The 17,325-nt window shown below is 68.1% G+C and carries 17 protein-coding genes; 10 read left to right on the top strand and 7 right to left on the bottom strand.

Features of this window, described 5'->3' with window-relative positions; all coding sequences use genetic code 11:
* Nucleotides 1-27: 27 nt before the first annotated feature.
* From OG562_RS23930 to OG562_RS23915, 4 genes are read right to left on the bottom strand one after another with little or no spacing between them, the layout of a single operon-like run.
* Complete coding sequence (locus OG562_RS23930; protein ID WP_266401041.1) at nt 28-2,268, bottom strand: FAD/NAD(P)-binding protein; 2,241 nt, start codon at nt 2,266-2,268, stop codon at nt 28-30.
* A complete protein-coding gene (locus tag OG562_RS23925; RefSeq protein ID WP_266401039.1) occupies nt 2,265-3,185 on the bottom strand; it encodes a sterol desaturase family protein in 921 nt (306 codons plus the stop codon). The genes OG562_RS23930 and OG562_RS23925 overlap by 4 nt, the downstream gene beginning before the upstream one ends.
* Entirely contained in the window at nt 3,182-3,865 is a 684-nt protein-coding gene (locus OG562_RS23920) for a lysophospholipid acyltransferase family protein (RefSeq protein ID WP_323187547.1), read from the bottom strand. The genes OG562_RS23925 and OG562_RS23920 overlap by 4 nt, the downstream gene beginning before the upstream one ends.
* A 47-nt stretch (nt 3,866-3,912) precedes the next feature.
* The gene (locus tag OG562_RS23915; protein WP_266401035.1) at nt 3,913-4,428 is read right to left on the bottom strand and encodes a hypothetical protein; all 516 of its coding nucleotides are present in this window, start codon (nt 4,426-4,428) and stop codon (nt 3,913-3,915) included.
* 393 nt (nt 4,429-4,821) lie between these two features.
* Here OG562_RS23915 and OG562_RS23910 point away from each other — a divergent pair, with 393 nt between their 5' ends.
* The 4 genes from OG562_RS23910 to OG562_RS23895 all read left to right on the top strand — a co-directional run bounded on the left by OG562_RS23910 (nt 4,822) and on the right by OG562_RS23895 (nt 8,095).
* The gene (locus OG562_RS23910) at nt 4,822-5,433 is read left to right on the top strand and encodes a TetR/AcrR family transcriptional regulator (protein ID WP_266401034.1); all 612 of its coding nucleotides are present in this window, start codon (nt 4,822-4,824) and stop codon (nt 5,431-5,433) included.
* Nucleotides 5,434-5,461: 28 nt separating this feature from the next.
* A complete protein-coding gene (locus tag OG562_RS23905; protein WP_266401033.1) occupies nt 5,462-6,133 on the top strand; it encodes a 1-acyl-sn-glycerol-3-phosphate acyltransferase in 672 nt (223 codons plus the stop codon).
* Between the two features lie 197 nt (nt 6,134-6,330).
* On the top strand, nt 6,331-7,131 hold the full coding sequence (locus OG562_RS23900; protein ID WP_266401032.1) for an AfsR/SARP family transcriptional regulator: 801 nt from the start codon (nt 6,331-6,333) through the stop codon (nt 7,129-7,131).
* 25 nt (nt 7,132-7,156) lie between these two features.
* Nucleotides 7,157-8,095 (top strand): beta-ketoacyl-ACP synthase III, encoded by a 939-nt coding sequence (locus tag OG562_RS23895; RefSeq protein WP_266401031.1) that lies wholly within the window; start codon nt 7,157-7,159, stop codon nt 8,093-8,095.
* 109 nt (nt 8,096-8,204) lie between these two features.
* Here the strand turns inward: OG562_RS23895 and OG562_RS23890 are convergent, their stop codons facing one another.
* The 3 genes from OG562_RS23890 to OG562_RS23880 are packed head-to-tail and all read right to left on the bottom strand — an operon-like array spanning nt 8,205 to nt 12,042.
* The gene (locus OG562_RS23890) at nt 8,205-9,320 is read right to left on the bottom strand and encodes an alanine--glyoxylate aminotransferase family protein (RefSeq protein WP_266401029.1); all 1,116 of its coding nucleotides are present in this window, start codon (nt 9,318-9,320) and stop codon (nt 8,205-8,207) included.
* Nucleotides 9,317-10,399, bottom strand: a complete 1,083-nt coding sequence (gene aepY, locus OG562_RS23885) for a phosphonopyruvate decarboxylase (protein ID WP_266401028.1) — start codon at nt 10,397-10,399, stop codon at nt 9,317-9,319. Before aepY ends, OG562_RS23890 begins: the two co-directional genes overlap by 4 nt.
* A gap of 38 nt (nt 10,400-10,437) precedes the next feature.
* On the bottom strand, nt 10,438-12,042 hold the full coding sequence (locus tag OG562_RS23880) for an isocitrate lyase/phosphoenolpyruvate mutase family protein (RefSeq protein WP_266401026.1): 1,605 nt from the start codon (nt 12,040-12,042) through the stop codon (nt 10,438-10,440).
* A gap of 346 nt (nt 12,043-12,388) precedes the next feature.
* Between OG562_RS23880 and OG562_RS23875 the strand changes: the two genes are divergently transcribed.
* From OG562_RS23875 to OG562_RS23850, 6 genes are all read left to right on the top strand, one after another.
* A complete protein-coding gene (locus OG562_RS23875; RefSeq protein WP_266401024.1) occupies nt 12,389-13,582 on the top strand; it encodes a beta-ketoacyl synthase in 1,194 nt (397 codons plus the stop codon).
* Nucleotides 13,579-14,574 carry a beta-ketoacyl synthase N-terminal-like domain-containing protein gene (locus tag OG562_RS23870; protein ID WP_266401021.1) on the top strand — a complete coding sequence of 332 codons (996 nt, stop codon included), beginning with the start codon at nt 13,579-13,581 and terminating at the stop codon, nt 14,572-14,574. Before OG562_RS23875 ends, OG562_RS23870 begins: the two co-directional genes overlap by 4 nt.
* A 26-nt stretch (nt 14,575-14,600) precedes the next feature.
* A complete protein-coding gene (locus tag OG562_RS23865; RefSeq protein ID WP_266401019.1) occupies nt 14,601-15,395 on the top strand; it encodes an SDR family oxidoreductase in 795 nt (264 codons plus the stop codon).
* 36 nt (nt 15,396-15,431) lie between these two features.
* Entirely contained in the window at nt 15,432-16,205 is a 774-nt protein-coding gene (gene fabG, locus OG562_RS23860) for a 3-oxoacyl-ACP reductase FabG (RefSeq protein WP_266401017.1), read from the top strand.
* 120 nt (nt 16,206-16,325) lie between these two features.
* Entirely contained in the window at nt 16,326-16,601 is a 276-nt protein-coding gene (locus OG562_RS23855; protein ID WP_266401016.1) for an acyl carrier protein, read from the top strand.
* Between the two features lie 29 nt (nt 16,602-16,630).
* Nucleotides 16,631-17,311, top strand: coding sequence for a 1-acyl-sn-glycerol-3-phosphate acyltransferase (locus OG562_RS23850; RefSeq protein WP_266401014.1), 681 nt, complete (start codon nt 16,631-16,633; stop codon nt 17,309-17,311).
* The last annotated feature ends 14 nt before the right edge of the window (nt 17,312-17,325 follow it).

Raw genomic sequence — 17,325 nt, 5'->3', positions numbered from 1 at the left:
CCGCAGGGCTCGGCGGAGCTGCCTTGCTCATCCTGGGATTCCTTCGCCGACCTTGGCCGCCGCCATCGACCAGAAGCCCGACAGCCAGGTCAGCACGTCCTGCATGATGTAGTGATCCGCGTCCGGGCGCAGTGCTGAGATGTTGAACGTGCGTGCCCCCTCGGTGGGCACCCCCAGCACGGTGATCCGAGGATCCGGACTGCCGTCGGAGCGGATCGCGTGGAAGTCACGCGTCAGATCGATTCCGCCGGGTTCGAGGACGTCCCCGTCGGCGGACTCATTGCGCCAGAGCCGTACGACTCCCCGGCTCAACAGGTTTCTGTAGAGGGGACGGATGTCGAGCCTGGGGTCGAAGCCGTGCACCCGCGCCTCCACCACCACGTCGACCGGGCGGCGCGCACCGGTGTGCGGGCCCTCGACGACGAGCCCTGGCCGTGGGCCCGACAGGCGCAGATCCGCTTCGGGGCCCGCCGAGACGTCCAGCACGCCGTGCCGGATCAACGCGGCGAGTTTTTCCGAGAGTTCCGGCGCCGCCCCGTTGACCAGCCTGTTGTGACAGCGAACGTACTGCTGCAGGAACGTCCGCTGCGAGGACGCCGTCAGCCCGGCCTCGTCGACGGCGTAGGAGATGACGGAACGCAGATCGCGCCAGACGCCGTCCGCGGCGGCCTTGTGGGGGTTGGTCAGATTGCCTTGCAGCGACCAGAGTCGGTCACGCCTCATGAACTCCAGCACCGCCTGGCGGTAGGAGTCGGCATCGCCGTCGGCCGCGAGAGGGGAGACGACGCGCTCCCAGTCGAAGCGGTTCCCGCGGATGTCCCGTTCCAGGCCGGTCGGCCCCTCGCCGCCTCCGATGAGGGGTTCCAGCGACAGCCCTCGCTCCAGGTGGCGGCGGCACTCCCGCTCGGAGGCCGGCCCCAGCACCACCTTGGTCCAGTGCAGGAGTACGTCCCGGACCGGCCAGGGCAACCGTCGCTGCTCGGCCTCGACCGAGGACGCCCCCCGGGCAACGCTCTCGAGCACGTCCGTGATCTCGTCGAGCGCCTTCTCCATCGGCGCCAGCAGACGGGTCGGCTCGTCCCCCTCGGGCCTCCTGCCCGCGAGGAAGTCCAGGTATCCCGGCATCACACGCTGCGTCAGGAGGAGAGCCGTGCCGGGGCCGAACAGGGTGACGTAATGCGTGTGGGCCATCTCGAGCAGCACGAGCGGCAGCACGTTCCGCTCGAAGTCGAGCTGGAGCCGTTCCTCTCCGCCGCGTCGCACCGGACGTCCGGCACTGGCCCGCAACTGGTCGATCGCCTCACGGGTGAGGAACGTGCCGGGGTGATCACCCGCCCCCTGCATCCGCTCCTTGTCGTTGTACGGCCGCGCGCAGTTGAAGAGTCCCGACCGGCTGAGCGCCACGATGCCGGCCGGCTCGTCCCCACTGGGCCGGTAGCGGAGACCGTCCGGCCCGTCGTCGACGAACGTCCCTCCCCGTCCCTCGGTCAGATGCAGGATGACGTCGATCGCGGTGAGCCCCATCCCGATGCAGCCGACGACCGAGTCCCGGCCGACGATCTGCGAGGAGAGCTCGGTCCGGAGCGGGTACGGGTGCGGAACGTGGTGGGCGCCGGCCCGCGCTGCCAGATCGGCCAGGCGGCGCCCCTCCCGAGCACGTGCCGGATCGTGGTGGGAGTGCCCCGTCAACAGCAGGGCCTCGTCCACCAGGTACCCGTCCCCGTCCCGGGTGACGATCCGAAGTCCGTCGCCCAGCGGCTCGATGTCGGTGACCTCGGCGACGTGCAGCCGGATCTCCACTCGGGGATGGGCACTCAGCCTGCGCGCGAAGCCGTCGAACATGTCGCGCAGGGCGAGGCCGTGCACATAGCGTTTCGGCACGTCCTGCGGCGACACGTCGAAGTCGGGCTCGCCCGTCTCCGCGTAGCGGTTGCGGCACCACTCGTACAAGGTGGGGCGATCCGCCGCCGGCAGCAGCGGACGGGCACCCGTCACACTGTCGTCGGCGGCGAAGCCGACCTGGCCGCTGATGCGGTTGAGATAGCTGGTTCTGGCCTGGGAGGGACTGTGGACCTGACCGGCGCCGAACTCACCCGACGGTTCGAAGACATGGACCTCGAGCCACTGTCCGGCTCCCAGGTTGTCGACGGTCGCCGACAACCGCTCCAGGGCGTAGGTAGCCCTTGGTCCGCCGCCCACGAACGCCAGGCGATAGGGCTCGGCAGCCGACGTCGGTCGGTCCGGCGCGATGGCTCCGGTGAGCGTCACCGTGTACCTCCGGGCAGCGGGGCCTCATAGGAGGACTCCGTCTGTCCCCCGCCCCGCGCCGTGCCGGTGGCGACGGGCTTCCAACCGGGCGGGCCGAAGACATATCCCAGGCGATGGCGCCAGCTTCCGGCCCGCCGCACATCACGGAACATCTTCGCGAATTCATGGATCTGAATGTGCCAGACACTGTTCGAACTGAGCGGGGTGGTGAGCCCGTAGGTCGGACGGTGCAACTCCGGCTGGAAAGTTCCGAACAGCCGGTCCCAGATGATCAGAATACTGCCGTAGTTCTTGTCCAGATAGATCTGGTCGCTCCCGTGGTGTACGCGGTGGTGCGAGGGAGTAACGAATACGGCCTCGATGAATGCCGGGCACTTCCCGATCTTCTCGGTATGCGCGAAGATGCCGTAGAGGAGATGCAGCGACTGCATGGTGAAAACCAGGACCGGTGGTACGCCCAGCAGGGGAAGCGGCAGCCACATGAGCTTCTCGAACCACTGCGCCCACTTACGACGGACCGCGACGGCGACATTGAGATACTCGCTGGAGTGGTGGACCTGATGACCCGCCCACATGACGCGGACCCGGTGAGTCATCCGATGGTATCCGTAGATGGTGAGATCGACTCCGAAGAAGAGAATGACCCAGGTGTACCACGCATTCTCCGGCAGATGGAAAGGAGCCACCTCGACGTACACCCATGCGTACACCAGGAGGGAAATGCTCCGCGATACCGTCGAAACGACGAGCGCGCCGACTCCCGTGAGGACGCTGGCCCGCGTGTCCCGGAGATCGAAGCGCCGGGTGTCGTCCTCGTCGTAACGCAGCACGAGTATCTCGACAATGATGATGAGCGCGATGGCCGGCAGGGCGTAGGTGATCGGATCATGCAGGCGCTGGCTTATCTCGGAAATCATGCTGCCCCCTCTTTGAGCGGCGTCTTGTCCTTGTCCTTGTGCATCGAGGCGAACCTGGGGACGTACTCGAGGCCCGACAGCAACTCGATCTGCTTCATCACGTCATCGGTGACACTGCGCCGAAGCCGAGGGTTCCCCTCTTTGCCGCGGTGCTCCGGGAAGGTCATCGGAGCACCGAAGTGCATGTCGAACCGGACGATCTTCGGCAGCAGCCGCCCGAGCGGCTGAACCCGATCGGTGCCGACGAGCCCGCACGGCACCACCGGGGCGCCGGTCGCCATGGCCAGCCAGCCCACACCGGTACGGCCCCGGTAGAGCCGGCCGTCGGGGGACCTCGTGCCCTCCGGGTGAATGCCGAAGACCTCGCCGTCCGCTATGACCTCGCGGGCGAGTTCCAGAGCGGCCACACCCCCGGGGCCGCCGTCCCGCTCGACCGGCACGATCCCTATCGTCCGGAAGAACGCCGCGCTCAGCCTCCCTTTGACTCCCGTCCCGGTCAGCCGCTCGGCCTTGCCGATGAAACGCACCGGGCGCACCACGGCGAGCGAGATGAAGACATGGTCGGAGAACGACAGGTGGTTGGCCGCGATGATGCACGGTCCACTCGCCGGGATGTTGTTCAGACCGCTGACCCGTGGCCGGAATATCACGCGCATCAACAGGGACAGGACAGCCCTCACGAATTTCCTGAACATAAAACCCCCCTCGATTCTGCTGTCTGGTGTGCTCAGTCCGCGAAGACGTGCAAGATGACCTGTTCAAGTTGATGGGCGTACAGCGGGGCGCTCGACGCCCGCACTGCAAAACGCACCTGCGGGGCCGCCCGCTCGGCGTTGTCCAGGAGCAACGGCGGCAGCATCAGCGCGGGTACCTCTCGGAGCGTCCCGGAAGCGTTCGCCAGGTGCCGGAGCCCTCTTTCCCGCAGCGAGTCCGGCAGCCAGTTCAGCCGCGGAATTTCGATGTCGATTATCTCGGAATCGGTTCCGACGGTCTCGCCGATTCCCGGCGGGAGTGCGGAGAACTCTGTCGGCGTCAGCGAGACGACTGCCGGTTCCCGGTTCAGCACAATCAGCATGGGGGAGCCGTCGGCCAGATACTCCTCCAGCGCTTGTGCATCCTGAGGACCGGGCCACAGGCTGTCAGCCCGCCACTCCCCGGAACCGTCCCTCCGGAAGGGGAGACGGCCCGTCCCCTCGAACACGACCAGGGCGCTGCCGCAACGTACCAGGGGGCGATCGGCCATCCGGACCGTCCTTCCTCTCCGTGAAGTCGACGACAGACCGCCGAACGATCTCCACTGCACACGAGTTTCGTCCGGGATCGACGCGCGTTATTCCCGAACCGAAATCTAGACGCTCCGAGGCCGATACGGTAAGCCCGGTCCTGGCGCTTGTACGCGTATTTCAGCGGGTGTTCAGGGGTGGTGAAACCAGAATGCTAGCCAGGCTTTAGCCAAAAGAAGTGTGCGAGTGCCGCCCACGGAATTGGTCCCGCGCGGAACGGCGGAGGCGCCGGTGGCGCGCCCGCCCCCTCGACCGCCGGCCGGGGACCGAGTGCCCCATACCCGGGCAAGGCGCCGAGCCGTCCCCAGGACGGTGTTGTAGACAGCGTCTACCTCATGCTAGACACTGTCTACGTGAGATCCGACGCACATCATGCAATGCGAGCGCGACTACTCGACTGCGCGCTGGACATGGTCGCGGAAGGCGGCGTCGAGGCACTGTCGCTGCGCGCCATCGCCCGGCGCGCCCGCGTGTCCCACGGTTCACCGCTGCGCCACTTCTCCGGGAGGGCCGAGCTTCTGTCCGCCGTTGCCAGCGAGGGCTACCGGAGGCTGGCGGACCGCAGCGACAACGCACTGCGCGCGTGCGGCGCACAGGCCACGCCGGCACAGCGACTCCGAGCAGTCGCGTTCGCGTACGTGGAGTTCGGCGTGGCCAACCCCGGACTTCACGAGCTGATGGCACGTCACGATCTGCTCCTGCAGAGCGATCCGGAACTCGGCACGCTGAGCCGCTCCCTGTTCGAGAAAGCAGTCGAACTGGTGCGGGACCGGCAACAGGACGAATGCTGGCACTCGGAAATCGAGAGCAGCCGGCTCACCGCCGTCCTATGGGCCGCACTGGAGGGTTTCACCCACTTGTGGCTGATCAACTCCATTGCCAGAGCCGCCGGACCCGTTTCCTTGAACGAAATGGTCGCGCTGGCCCTGCAGGCGCTCGACATCGCACCCCGCGTTCAGAAGTGATCCCGTCCCTGACATCAAGTGAGACATCATGCTGCTCCACGCCGTCGTGCGACTAGCGGTCGCCCCGCTCGCCCGAATGATCTACCGGCCCGTGATCGAAGGACGCGACAACGTGCCCTCCCACGGGCCCGTCATCCTGGCCGCGAATCACCTCTCGTTCATCGACAGCGTCATCATTCCCTTGGTGGCGCCACGCCCTGTCGCGTTCCTGGCCAAATCCGAGTATTTCCAGGGACATGGCGTCAGGGGACGCATGATGCGGGCGCTCTTCACGGCGCTGGGCGCCGTTCCCGTCGAACGGGGCACTCACCGCGCCGCGCAGGCCTCGCTCGACGAGGCGCGCAGAATCCTCGACAGGGGCCAGGCCTTCGGCATCTATCCCGAGGGAACGCGATCACGGGACGGAAGGATCTACCGTGGCCGCACCGGCGTGGGATGGCTCGTTCTCGGTACCGGCGCGCCGGTTGTCCCCGTCGCAATTCTCGGCAGCGACCGGATTCAACCTGTGGGGGCCCGGCTACCACGCATTCGCCGCGTGACCGTCCGTTTCGGACAGCCCCTGCAGTTCCCGGAGAACGATTCGTCGGTGCGCAGCGCACAGGCGCGACGCTTCATCACGGATGAGATCATGAACGAGATCCAGCTGCTCTCCGGTCAAGAGTCGGCAAATTGTTACAACGAACACCAGGAAGTCGCGTGATCGACCGCGCCGGAATCACCAAACCCTCTCGACCATCCCCCCTAAAACACCGCTAAAACCAGGGCTAATTACCCGCCAGTAACCTCAAATCTACCTCAAGTCCACTTGACCCTGATCGACACGGAAAGCAAGGATTGTTTTAGTCAACAAGGAGTATTCATCGGCGAGATACGAATCTCGTCAACGGGGGAGTAGAAATGATGTTCAGAATACTTGGGCCACTGGAAATAGAGACTTCCGCCGGCATCAGTATCACCCCTTGGGCACTGAAACAGCGCGCCCTCCTGGCATATCTCTGCGCCAATAACGCAAGCTTCGTCTCTTCGCGGCGCCTCCTGGATTCGTTGTGGGCCGACACCCCGCCGCGCAGCGCGTCCACCGCGCTCTACGTTTATGTGTCCAAGCTGCGGAAGCACCTCAAAGAACTGCACATCGACCCGGCGATCCTCGTCACCGTACCCTCCGGATATCAGCTCGATCTTCCCGAGGAGTACCTGGACCTGCACCTTTTCGAAAGTCGCTTCTCCCAGGCCTGCGATCTGCAGGCGAGGGGATGGGCCGAACAGGCCTCAGACGTCCTGAACAGCGCCATCGGCCTCTGGCGCGGGCAGGCGGTAGAGGATCTGCGACACCTTCCGGCATTCGACAGCATCGGCCGTCGCCTGGACGAGAGGCGCATGCTCGCGATTGAGCGACGTTTCGAGCTGGAAATCAGCCTGGGGCGTCACAACGTACTGATCGGGGAGCTTCAGTCGCTCACTGAGGAACAGCCTACCTGGGAAACCATCTACGGCTATCTGATGATCTCGCTCTACCGTAGCGGACGCACCGCGGAATCTCTGTCCGTCTTCAGTCGGATCCGCCGGGTGCTGGTTGACGAGCTCGGAATCGAACCGGGCCCCAGGTTGCAGGAGATCCAGCGTGCCGTCCTCACCCGGGATGCGTGGCTGGACGACATTCATTCCCCCATCAGCAGCAGCGTTGCTTTCGCGGCCTGAGGAACGACGAAATGAGGAAATCCATATGACCGGATCTCGCGTGCTCTCTTTCGGCCATTACCAGCCGTCCAAGGTCCTGACGAACGAAGACCTCGCCATGATGGTCGATACGAGCGACGAGTGGATTCGGACCCGGGTGGGAATTCGCACGCGTCGCATCGCGGGCGATCACGAGTCCGTTTCGGACATGGCCGAGAAGGCCGCCGCGAACGCGCTGGACAGGGCCGGAGTCAGCGCAGCCGACATCGACCTGGTCATCGTGGCCACCTGCACCGCCCAGGACCGCTCGCCGAACATCGCCGCGCGCGTCGCCGCCAGGATCGGGGCCCCCTCTCCGGCGGCACTCGACGTCAACACGGCCTGCTCCGGATTCCCGCACGCCCTGGCCCTGGCCGATCAGAGCCTCAAGGCCGGCAGTGCTTCGCGCGCCCTCGTCATCGGGGTCGAGAAGCTCAGCGACTTCACCGACTGGACCGACCGCACCACCTGCGTACTGATCGGTGACGGCGCCGGCGCCGCCGTCGTGGAGGCCTGCGAGGAGCCCGAGATCAGCCCGGTCGTGTGGGGTTCCGTGCCCGAGATGGGCCAGGCCGTCCGAATCGAGGCGCCCTCCGACAAGTTCGCCCAGGAAGGGCTCACGGTCTACCGCTGGGCCACCATGACCCTGCCGGACGTCGCACTGAAGGTGTGCGAGCGGGCCGGTGTGCGGCCCGAGGAACTGGGCGGAGTGGTGCTCCACCAGGCCAACCTGCGCATCATCGAGCCGCTCGCCAAGAAGATCGGCGCCGTCAACGCCGTGGTCGCACGGGATGTCGTCGAGTCCGGGAACACCTCTGCCGCCAGCATCCCCCTGGCACTGTCCAAGCTCATCGAGCGCGGCGAGATCCGGAAGGGATCACCGGTTCTGCTGTTCGCGTTCGGCGGCGGACTGGCCTATGCGGGCCAGATCATCCGCTGCCCCTGACGCACCCCGCCACGCCCTGGTCTCCCGTCGCGGCGCCGTACTCGGCGCCGCGACGTCTGCGACGTCTGCGACGGCACACGCGAAACCCTCCCGCCACACCCGGCCCGGGTCAGTTCTTGCCGGGCAGCAACCTGGCGAGCGCGACGAGGAAGCGGTCGACGTCCGCCGCCGTCATGCACCCCATCGTCGACAGCCGGAAGAAGTTCCGGGACAGCCGCTCCTGGGCGCTGTAGATGACGAACCCCTCCGTACGCAGGCCGCGGTGGAGTGCGGTGTAGTCGAGGGCCTCGGGGATCCGGACCGCGGTGAGCCCGACGGCCCGCTGGTGGGGCGGCAGGAGTATGTCCAGGCCCAACTCCTCCAGTCCCGAGCGCAGTTGCCGCGCAAGGCCTTCGTACCGGGCGTGCCGGCGCCGGGGGCCTTCGGCGAGCACCAGGTCAAGGGCGGTCTCGAAGGCGTAGAAGGCGGGGATTCCCGGGGTGAAGGCCGGGGCCGCGGCCTTCGCCTGGGCCGTGTAGTGCCGGTACAGATCGAGGTAGTAGCTTCTGCGGGGCGCGTCCGCGAGAGCCTCGAAGGCCTGCCGCGCGGCGCAGACGAAGGCCAGGCCGGGAGCTCCCTCGAGGCATTTGTTGGCTGAGCCCGCCAGCCAGTCGATGCCGTCGTCGGCCAGCGAGACGGACTCGGCGCCGATGCTGCTGACCGCGTCCACGATGACCTCGCGGCCGTGTTCGTGCGCGATACGGGTCACGGCGGCCACGTCGTTGAGCATGCCGCTGCTGGTCTCGTGGTGGACGACGCCCACGTGGGTCAGCGCGGGGTCGGCGGCGAGTGCGTCCTCCACCGCGGACAGGTCGAGGGACGTGGCCCAGCCCATGTCCAGTCGCCGGCTGCGAATGCCGTGCGCGGCCGCGATGTGATGGAACCGCTCGCCGTAGTGACCGTTGTCGAGCACCAGCAGGCCGCCCTGGGCCGGCACGGCCGAACTGACCGCCGCCTCCACCGCGGAGGTGCCCGATCCGGTCAGGACGACCGAGGAGTGCCGTTCATCGCCGCCGGCGACGAGTGTGGTCTTGTGCCGCACCCGGGTGAGGAGGTCGGAGAACTCCGGCTCGCGATGGCACATGTCGGGGCCGGCCAGGGCCGAGCGGACCCGGTCGTCCGTGATGACCGGTCCCGGATTCATCAGGACCAGTCTCTGCGGCCGGGACGTCGTGCTGTGGCTCATCGAGCGATCGCCTCCGCGAATCGTGCCGCCGATGCGGGCGGCGAGAGAGAGGGGCGGCCGAGGCCCGGGTCCGAGCCGGGGGCGATACGGACCCTGATGAGCTGGGCGCCCCCTTCCTCCTGGGCCCGCCGTACGGCGGTCGACAGGGCGTTCGCATCGGACACGTCGTAGGCGGCCCGATAGCCGCAGGCCCGGGCGATCGCCGCGAAGTCCACGCCCGCCGAAGCGGTGGGCTGCCCCCCGGTGGATTCGTAGGATTCGTTGTCGAGCAGGATGTGGCAGAGTCCGGAATGCGCCAGACGGCCGATGGCGGCCATCGCCTCGAGTCGCATCAGGGCCGCTCCGTCCCCGTCCAGAACTGCGACGCGGCGGTCGGGAGCGTGCAGCGCCACCCCGAGAGCGACGCTGGAGGCGCAGCCCATGGAACCGACGACATAGAGGTTTTCCGGACGGTCCCAGTCGCGTTCCAGCTCCCGCGCGGTTTTGCCGGTGGTGGCCACGAGCAAGGTGCGCTGGTCCATGGCCCGCGCCACATGCCCGATCGCCTCGGCCCTGGCCATCAGCGACGGGCCAGGAGCCGCCGACGCCGGCTTCGGATAGGGGCGGATGCTTCCCTTGGGCACGACGAAGGCGTACGGCAGGCCCGTTGCCGCCATGTGCGCCGCCGCCACGTCGAGCCGTTCCGCGAGGAGTCCGGGATCGTCCGGGAGGACCTCGTGCCGGATGTCCATGGCGGTGAGCATGTCGGGGGTGATCCGGCCCATGAGCTCGTGCTGGGGTTCGTCCGGGTGGCCGGGACGGCCGCGCCAGGTCACGAACAGCAGGACCGGCAGCCGCAGTGTGTGGCAGAGCGAACTGAGCGGGTTGACCGTGTTGCCCAGGCCGGAGTTCTGGAGGATGACCACCGGGCTGCGCCCGGCGAGTCGGGCGCCCGCCGCGAGGGCGACCGCCTCGCCTTCGTTCGCGGCGATGATGTACTCCTGCGGGTACTCGGCTTCCAGGCAGGTGATGACCGGACCGAGGAACGAGCAGGGCACTCCGGTGAACGGGCCGAAGCCCCGGTCGTGCAGCAGGCTCACGACAACGCCTGCGTCAAGGCCCGTGTCCGTCGCCGTGCTCATCGGCCGGCCCCCTGTCCGAAGAGCAGGTCGGTCGCGAGCCGTACGTCGTCGGCCGTCCGCAGCTCCAGCCAGCCGGAACCGATCTCCACCGCGCGGATCCGGTGGCCTGCCGCGACCAGATCGGTGATCAGGCCGGCCAGCGTCGCGGGCACGGAGTCGGCCCGGCGCTTCTCGGCGACCTCACGCAGGAGGGCGAAGCCCCTCGGGGAGAAGGCCGCGGCGCCCGCGAACTCTCCGTCGGCGTCCCGGCTCCCGGTCCCGACGACCTCGGCCTCCTCGCGTGCCACCCTGCGGGCGCCGCCGGCCGAGGAGCTGAGGCTCAGCGACAGCGCATCGGCCCGACGGGCGGCTTCGGCGCCTGCGGAGACGTCGACGAGGACAGCGATGTCAGCGCCCGCAGCGATCAGCCGGCGCAGCGGCTCGCTCGCCACGAACGCGTCGCCGGAGAGCACCACCGTGTGGCTCGACGGCGCGTCGGGCAGGTCCAGCAGGGCGGTCGGCGCATCCGTGCGCTCGGGGAGGATCGTCACGTCCTGCGGAGGACGGCCGGGCAACGGCGAGGCCATGGCCAGGGTCACCGATTCCATCCCGGACTGACGCAGGGCCGACGTCTGGTGCTCCAGCAGCGCGGACGTGAGCCCGACGTTCCCGGGTCCGCCTCCCGGTACCACGACGGCACGCGAGCGGGCCTCGAACGGGGTGATGAACTCGGCCTCGTGCTTCTTCTGCGTCGACATGCCCTGCAGGTCGAAAACCGTGGCCAGCGGGGCGATGCGGGTCTCGAGGCCGGTGGTCCGGTCGTCCCGCAGAATCGTCTCGAAGGTCTCGGTGACCGCGGTGATACCCGCCCGCAGCCCGTGATTGGCATAGATGACCATCTTCGCTCCGGCTTCACCGAGCTCGGTGGCGGTGATGGTGTGGTAAGTCGTCGGAACGACGACCACCGGCGTCGGCAGGTTCCATCGCTCGAGGAACTCCAGGACGGGTTCCGGGGAGTCGCCCTTCGCATGGATGAGCACCGCGTCGGCACCGGCCTGCGCGTACGCCTCGCCCCGGTGCAGGGCCTCCTCCATGCCCCAGCCGGCGATCAATGCCTCGATACGCGCTATGACCATCAGGTCGGGGGCGATCTGGGCGGCCTTCGCGGCGGCGATCTTCCCGCAGAACTCCCCTGTCGGGGCCAGCTCCTGACGTCCTGGAATGAAGCTGTTCACCTTGGGGAAACGCTTGTCCTCGATGGACACCGCCGAGATCCCCGCGGCCTCGTAGCGGCGGATCATGTTCATCACGTTGTGCGCGTTCCCGTAACCGGCGTCGCAGTCGGCCACGACAGGGACGTCGACCGCGGCGGCCAGGGACGAGGCCACGCCCAGCAGTTCGCTCATGGTGAGGATGTCGGTGTCCGGGACACCCTGGGAGGCGGACACCTCGAGGCCGCTGGACCAGACGCCGTCGAAGCCGGCGCGTTCGGCGAGCCGGGCTCCGAGCGGGTTGTGGGCGCCGACGATGCGTACCACGCCGGGGCGGGCGAACAGCTCGCGCAGCCGCCGGGCCCCCGTCACCGTGGTCTCCTGGCTCTTTCCTGTTGTCGCAGCACTCATTCCGGTTCTCCTCTTCTAGGCTGCTAAGCCGGGGACAGCGGCGTCCGTGAAATCAAGCCACTAACCGGCCACGGGAAACCACGCTTTGCACGTTGATTCATCGACGTTGAACAGGATGTATTCCAAGCCTTCCGCACAACGTAGCCCGATGCCCTAAAAAGGACCTTAACGATCACCGTGCAATCGACTTCCGAATCCGGGAATACAGATCGACTCGACGCCGACCACCGGTGATTAAGCGACTCTTTAGCTCACCCCTCGTAGGCTCTGTCGAAAGCGTCATAGATTCAGTAGCGGCGCATAATTCCAAGTCGATAGGAATCGGCGAGAAAAGAGGGAGACGCCCATGAACGCCGCTCGCCCTCCGGATGTGCTCGTCACCGGCCTGGGCACCGTCAGCTGTCTCGGACTGAGCACCGACGAATACTGGGCGGGACTCCAGGCTGCCTGCTCCCGCCCTTCCGCGGTGCACGGGCTCGCCACGCATGTGCCCGACGCCCTGGCCTATCAGGTGCCATCGGCCGGCGCATGGTCACCAGAACCCGAGGGCGGTCGGGGCCGCGCCACCGAGTTCGCACTGCACGCCTCTCGTCAGGCGGTCGCCGACGCGGGCCTCTCGGCCGACGAGATCGCGGACATGGCGGTGGTGATCGGCACCGCGGGCGGCGACGGCACCGGGTGCGCGCCTGCCGCCACCCCCTCGACGGCCTCCCGGGCGGACACCGGTGAGTGGTCCCCCATGTTCTCCGTCGCGTCGGCGATCGGCGCGGAGTTCGGCGCCTTCGGCACCAATCTCAGTGTGAGCAACGCGTGCGCCGCCAGCGGCTACGCGCTGTCCATGGCCGCGGGCCTGATCCGGCGCGGGGAGGCGGACACGGTCCTGGTCGGCGGAGCCGAAGCGCTGGCTGCGGTCCCGCTCGCGGCTTTCAGACGGCTCGGCGTGTCCGACCCGCACCGGTGCCGGCCCTTCGACGCCGACCGCCAAGGCACCGTGTTCGGGGAGGGAGCGGCCCTTCTCGTCGTCCAGTCCGCCCGTGCCGCCGCCGGGCGGCGGGTGTACGGCCGGATCAAGGGCACCGCCTGGAGCTGCGACGGGCATCACCCCACCTCCCCCGATCCCGAGGCCCTGCAGTTGGTCAGGGCGGCCGAGGAAGCGCTGCGGGAGGCGGGAAGCCGCCCGGAGGACGTCGGCTGCGTCATCCCGCACGGCACGGGCACCCAGCAGAACGACGTGGTGGAGACCCAGATGCTGCACGCCGTGCTGGGCGAACACACCCACGCGACGCCCCTGTTCAGCCTCAAGGCGTTCATCGGGCACACCGCAGGATCGGCCGCCGCGTTCGGAGCGCTCACTGCCGCGCTGATGGCTCGGCAACGGACGATCCCGGCCAACGTACGCCTCGCGCGCCAGGACCCGGCCTGCCCGCTGTGGATACCCCAGGACGGGTCCACCCCCCTCGGTCGCGGCGACGTCCTGATCAACGCGTACGGATTCGGCGGCAACAACTTCTCCATGGTGTTCGGAGGCGAAGACCGGTGAACGCCCGTAGCAGCGTGGCGGAGTCCCTCGTCATGGCGAGCGGACTCGTGTCCTCACCGCCCGGGACCGTCGACGACACCTGGTTCGACCACCGGGTCCGTCTCGGCCCACGCGGATACAAGTACCTGCCCCCGGCCTGTCAGTACCTGCTGTGCGCGGCCCGGGAGGCGCTGTCGCGGACGGGTGGCGAGGCGGAGCGGCATCCGCAGGAGCGGCGCGGTGTGGTGGTCGGGACGAACTGCGCCGTATCAGCCCTGCACGCGGACATCGAAGAGACCGTGCGCGACCAGGGCATCGAGCGGCTGAGCCCGATGATCACGCCCTTCTTCTCGGTCAACCTCGTCGCGTCGCGGCTGTCCACCGAGCACCGCTTCAAGGGCTTCAACGTGACGGTGACCTCGCCGCGGACCGCCGGAATCGAGGCCCTGCACATCGCTTCCCAGGAGCTCGCCGCGGGGCGGGGGGACCTGGTGCTCGCCGGAGTCACGGAAGCCGCGGACCCCCGGCCGAATACCGCGGAACCCGAATCAGGGGCCGCGGTGCTGGCACTGCGGCCCCTGGGGGCGGCGCACGCCGGGGGCGACGCGGTGCTCAGGACGGCGCTGCGGTTCATCCCGCCCACCGCGCTGGAGTCCGAGGCAGGACGCCGTCGCGCCGAGGACACCGTGCGCACCGCTCTGGACGAGCTGTGCGCGTCGGCGCCGGCGCCGTCGGGCGCCCGACCGGCCTCGGTGACGCTGGTCATCGACGACTCGCCGGTCGCGGGCGCCGTCGCCGCGGCCGTCCGCGGCCGGCTGGGGCCGCGAGCCTCCGTGTCGACGGCGTTCCCGGCGGCCCGCGCGGGCGCGCTCGCCCCCGTGGAGGTGCTGCTGAGCCGATCCGACGCAGAAGACCTCGGTCCGCGCCTGGTCGTGGTCGCCGCCCGCGAGGGCAATGTCGCGCTGGGGTCCATTTCAACGCGCCCGGGCGGCGACGCCCGCGGGGCGTCCTGATTCGAAACGCAGAGCCAGAGGTTGAAATGCTGTCATCTCTCAAAGGGACGTGGTGCCTGGTTCTCGGCGCCTCCAGCGGTATGGGCAGGGCCACGGCTGTGGCCCTGGCACGCGAGGGAGTGAACGTCTTCGGCGTCCACTTCAGCACGGCGTCCCAGCAGGACGAGGTCGACGAACTGATCGAGGAGCTGCGCGCGACCGGCGTGCAGGTGTCGTTCCACAACAGCAATGCCGCGAGCAAGCAGACACGTGCCGAACTGGTCCCGCTGCTGGGTCGGCTGGCCGGCGCGAACGGCGTACGCGTCCTCGTGCACTCGATCGCGTTCGGCAGTCTGCTGCCGCTGATCCCGCGCGACGGGCAGCAGGACGTGATCACCCCACGTCAGATGGACATGACGGTCGACGTCATGGGACACAGCCTCGTCTACTGGGTGCGCGACCTGTACGTCGCCGGTCTGCTGCCCCGTGGCGCCAAGGTCTTCGCCCTCACCAGCCGCGGCGACGAGCACGCCATGCCGAGCTACGGCGCCGTCGCGGCCGCCAAGGCCGCACTCGGGGCGCATGTGCGCCAACTGGCCGTCGAGCTGGCCCCGTCGGGCATCGCGGTCAACGCGCTGCGCGCGGGGATGACGCTGACGCCCGCCATGCGGCGCATCCCGGACAGCGATGCTCTGGCCCAGCGTGCCGCCGAGGGCAACCCGCACGGCCGGACCACGACCACCGAGGACGTGGCCGAGGCCATTGTCACGCTGTCGGCCAGCGATTCGTCCTGGCTGACCGGCAACACCATCGCCGTCGACGGCGGCGAAGGCCTTGTCTGACCGCTCAACGAGAACCGATCGAGGGAGAGAGTGCACATGCCCAGGACGACCGCTGTCGCCGCCGGTGAGGAAGAACCGAACAAGGTCGCCGTTGTCACCGGCGGCTCGCGCGGCATCGGTCGCGCGATCGTGGAGCGCTTCCTCGCCGACGGCTATGACGTGAGCTACTGCTACCGCGCCCGCCCCGAGTCCGCGGGCGAGGTGGAGCGCTTGGCGGAGAAGCATGGCCGTCGGCTGTTCGAGGCCTCGGTCGATGTGACGGACGCGGAGGCGATGTCGCAGTTCCTGACCGCCACCGCGAGCCGGCTCGGTCCCGCAAGCGTGCTGGTCACCAATGCCGGCATCGTACGGGACGCTCCGCTGGCGACCATGTCCGGCAACGACTGGCACGACGTCATCGACACCAATCTGACCGGCACCTACAACGCGTGCCGCGCGATGATATTTCCGCTGATCAAGCAGCACGGCGGGGCCATCGTGAACATTTCCTCCGTTTCGGGGATTCACGGCAACGCCACCCAGACCAACTACGCCGCCTCCAAGGCGGGGATCATCGGTTTCACCAAGTCCCTGGCCAAGGAAGTCGCTCGCTTCGGCATCCGCGCCAACGTCGTGGCTCCGGGACTCGTCTCGACGGACATGACCCAGGGAATGAGCGACAAGGTCCGCGCCCGGGTGCTGGGGCAGATTCCCCTCGGCCGCGCCGGCACGGCGGCCGAAGTGGCCGACGCCGTCGCGTTCCTCGCCTCCGACCGGGCCGCCTACATCACGGGGCAGGTGCTCCAGGTCGACGGCGGAATCAGCAACTGAACAAGCCGGCCGAGGGGCCGGGCTGTTCATCAGAAGCCCTGGACGCCACCACCGGCATTTCACCCACACAGAACGCACAGAACGCACGGAACACACGGAACGAAGGGCGGCCTACCGGAAATGCAAACGACCACCGACATGCAGGACCACACCCCGGCACTGGACGTCGAAGATCTGCGGCGCACGCTCGCCGACATCCTCGACGTGAGCGTGACCGAGGTGACCGACACGGCCGACTTCGTCGAGGACCTCGACGTGGACTCGCTCATGGCCCTGGAGATCCTGGTGAGCCTGGAGCGCAAGTACCTGGTGAAGATGGAGCAGGAAAACCTCCAGCAGGTTCGCTCACTGCGCCACGTCCACGACCTTCTCGTCGAAAAACTGCAGGCCTCGTGACCCATCGGAACCGTGGACGAGGACGCCCCATGCTGCGCATGCTCCTGCGACGCCTTCTCCTGATACCCGTCAGACTGATCCTCCGGCCCCGGGTGACCGGTCTGGAGAATCTCCCGGACGGGCCGTTCATCATCGCGTCCAATCACCTCTCGTTCTTCGACTCGTTCTTCATTCCGCTCCTGACGCCACGCCAGGTCTACTTCATCGGCAAACAGGCCTGGCTCGACATCCCCGGAGTGAAGGGGCGGCTGCAGGCCGCGTTCTTCCGGTCCGTCGACATGATCTCCGTCGAAAAGGGCAACGGCGCGGGCATGCTGGCCGGGCTCAACACGGCACTCGACGTCCTGCACGGTGGGGACGTCGTCGGAATCCACGTGGAGGGCGGACGGTCACCCGACAGAAGGCTGTACAAGGGGACCTCGGGAATCGCCTGGCTCGCACTGGCCAGCGGCGTCCCCGTGGTCCCCTGCGGACTGATCGGAACCGAGCGAGTGCATCCGCCGGGGAGCAAGATGCTCCGTGTCGCCCGGTTCGACGTCAGATTCGGTACGCCGCTCACCTTCGCGGAGCACCTGGGACAGGAGTCCGACCGCAGGCTGCGGCGCAGTGTCACCGACCGCATCGTGCGGGAGATCGGTGCGCTGTCCGGGCAGGAGTACGCGGGCATCTACCTGACGACGATGCGGGAGCGGAGCGCGCGTACTTCGTGACGCGGCCAGGCGGG

The organism is Streptomyces sp. NBC_01275 (assembly GCF_026340655.1).
Taxonomy (GTDB): Bacteria; Actinomycetota; Actinomycetes; order Streptomycetales; family Streptomycetaceae; genus Streptomyces.
The sequence above is the reverse complement of the archived record's forward strand: the minus strand, read 5'-3'. Positions and strand labels throughout refer to the sequence as shown.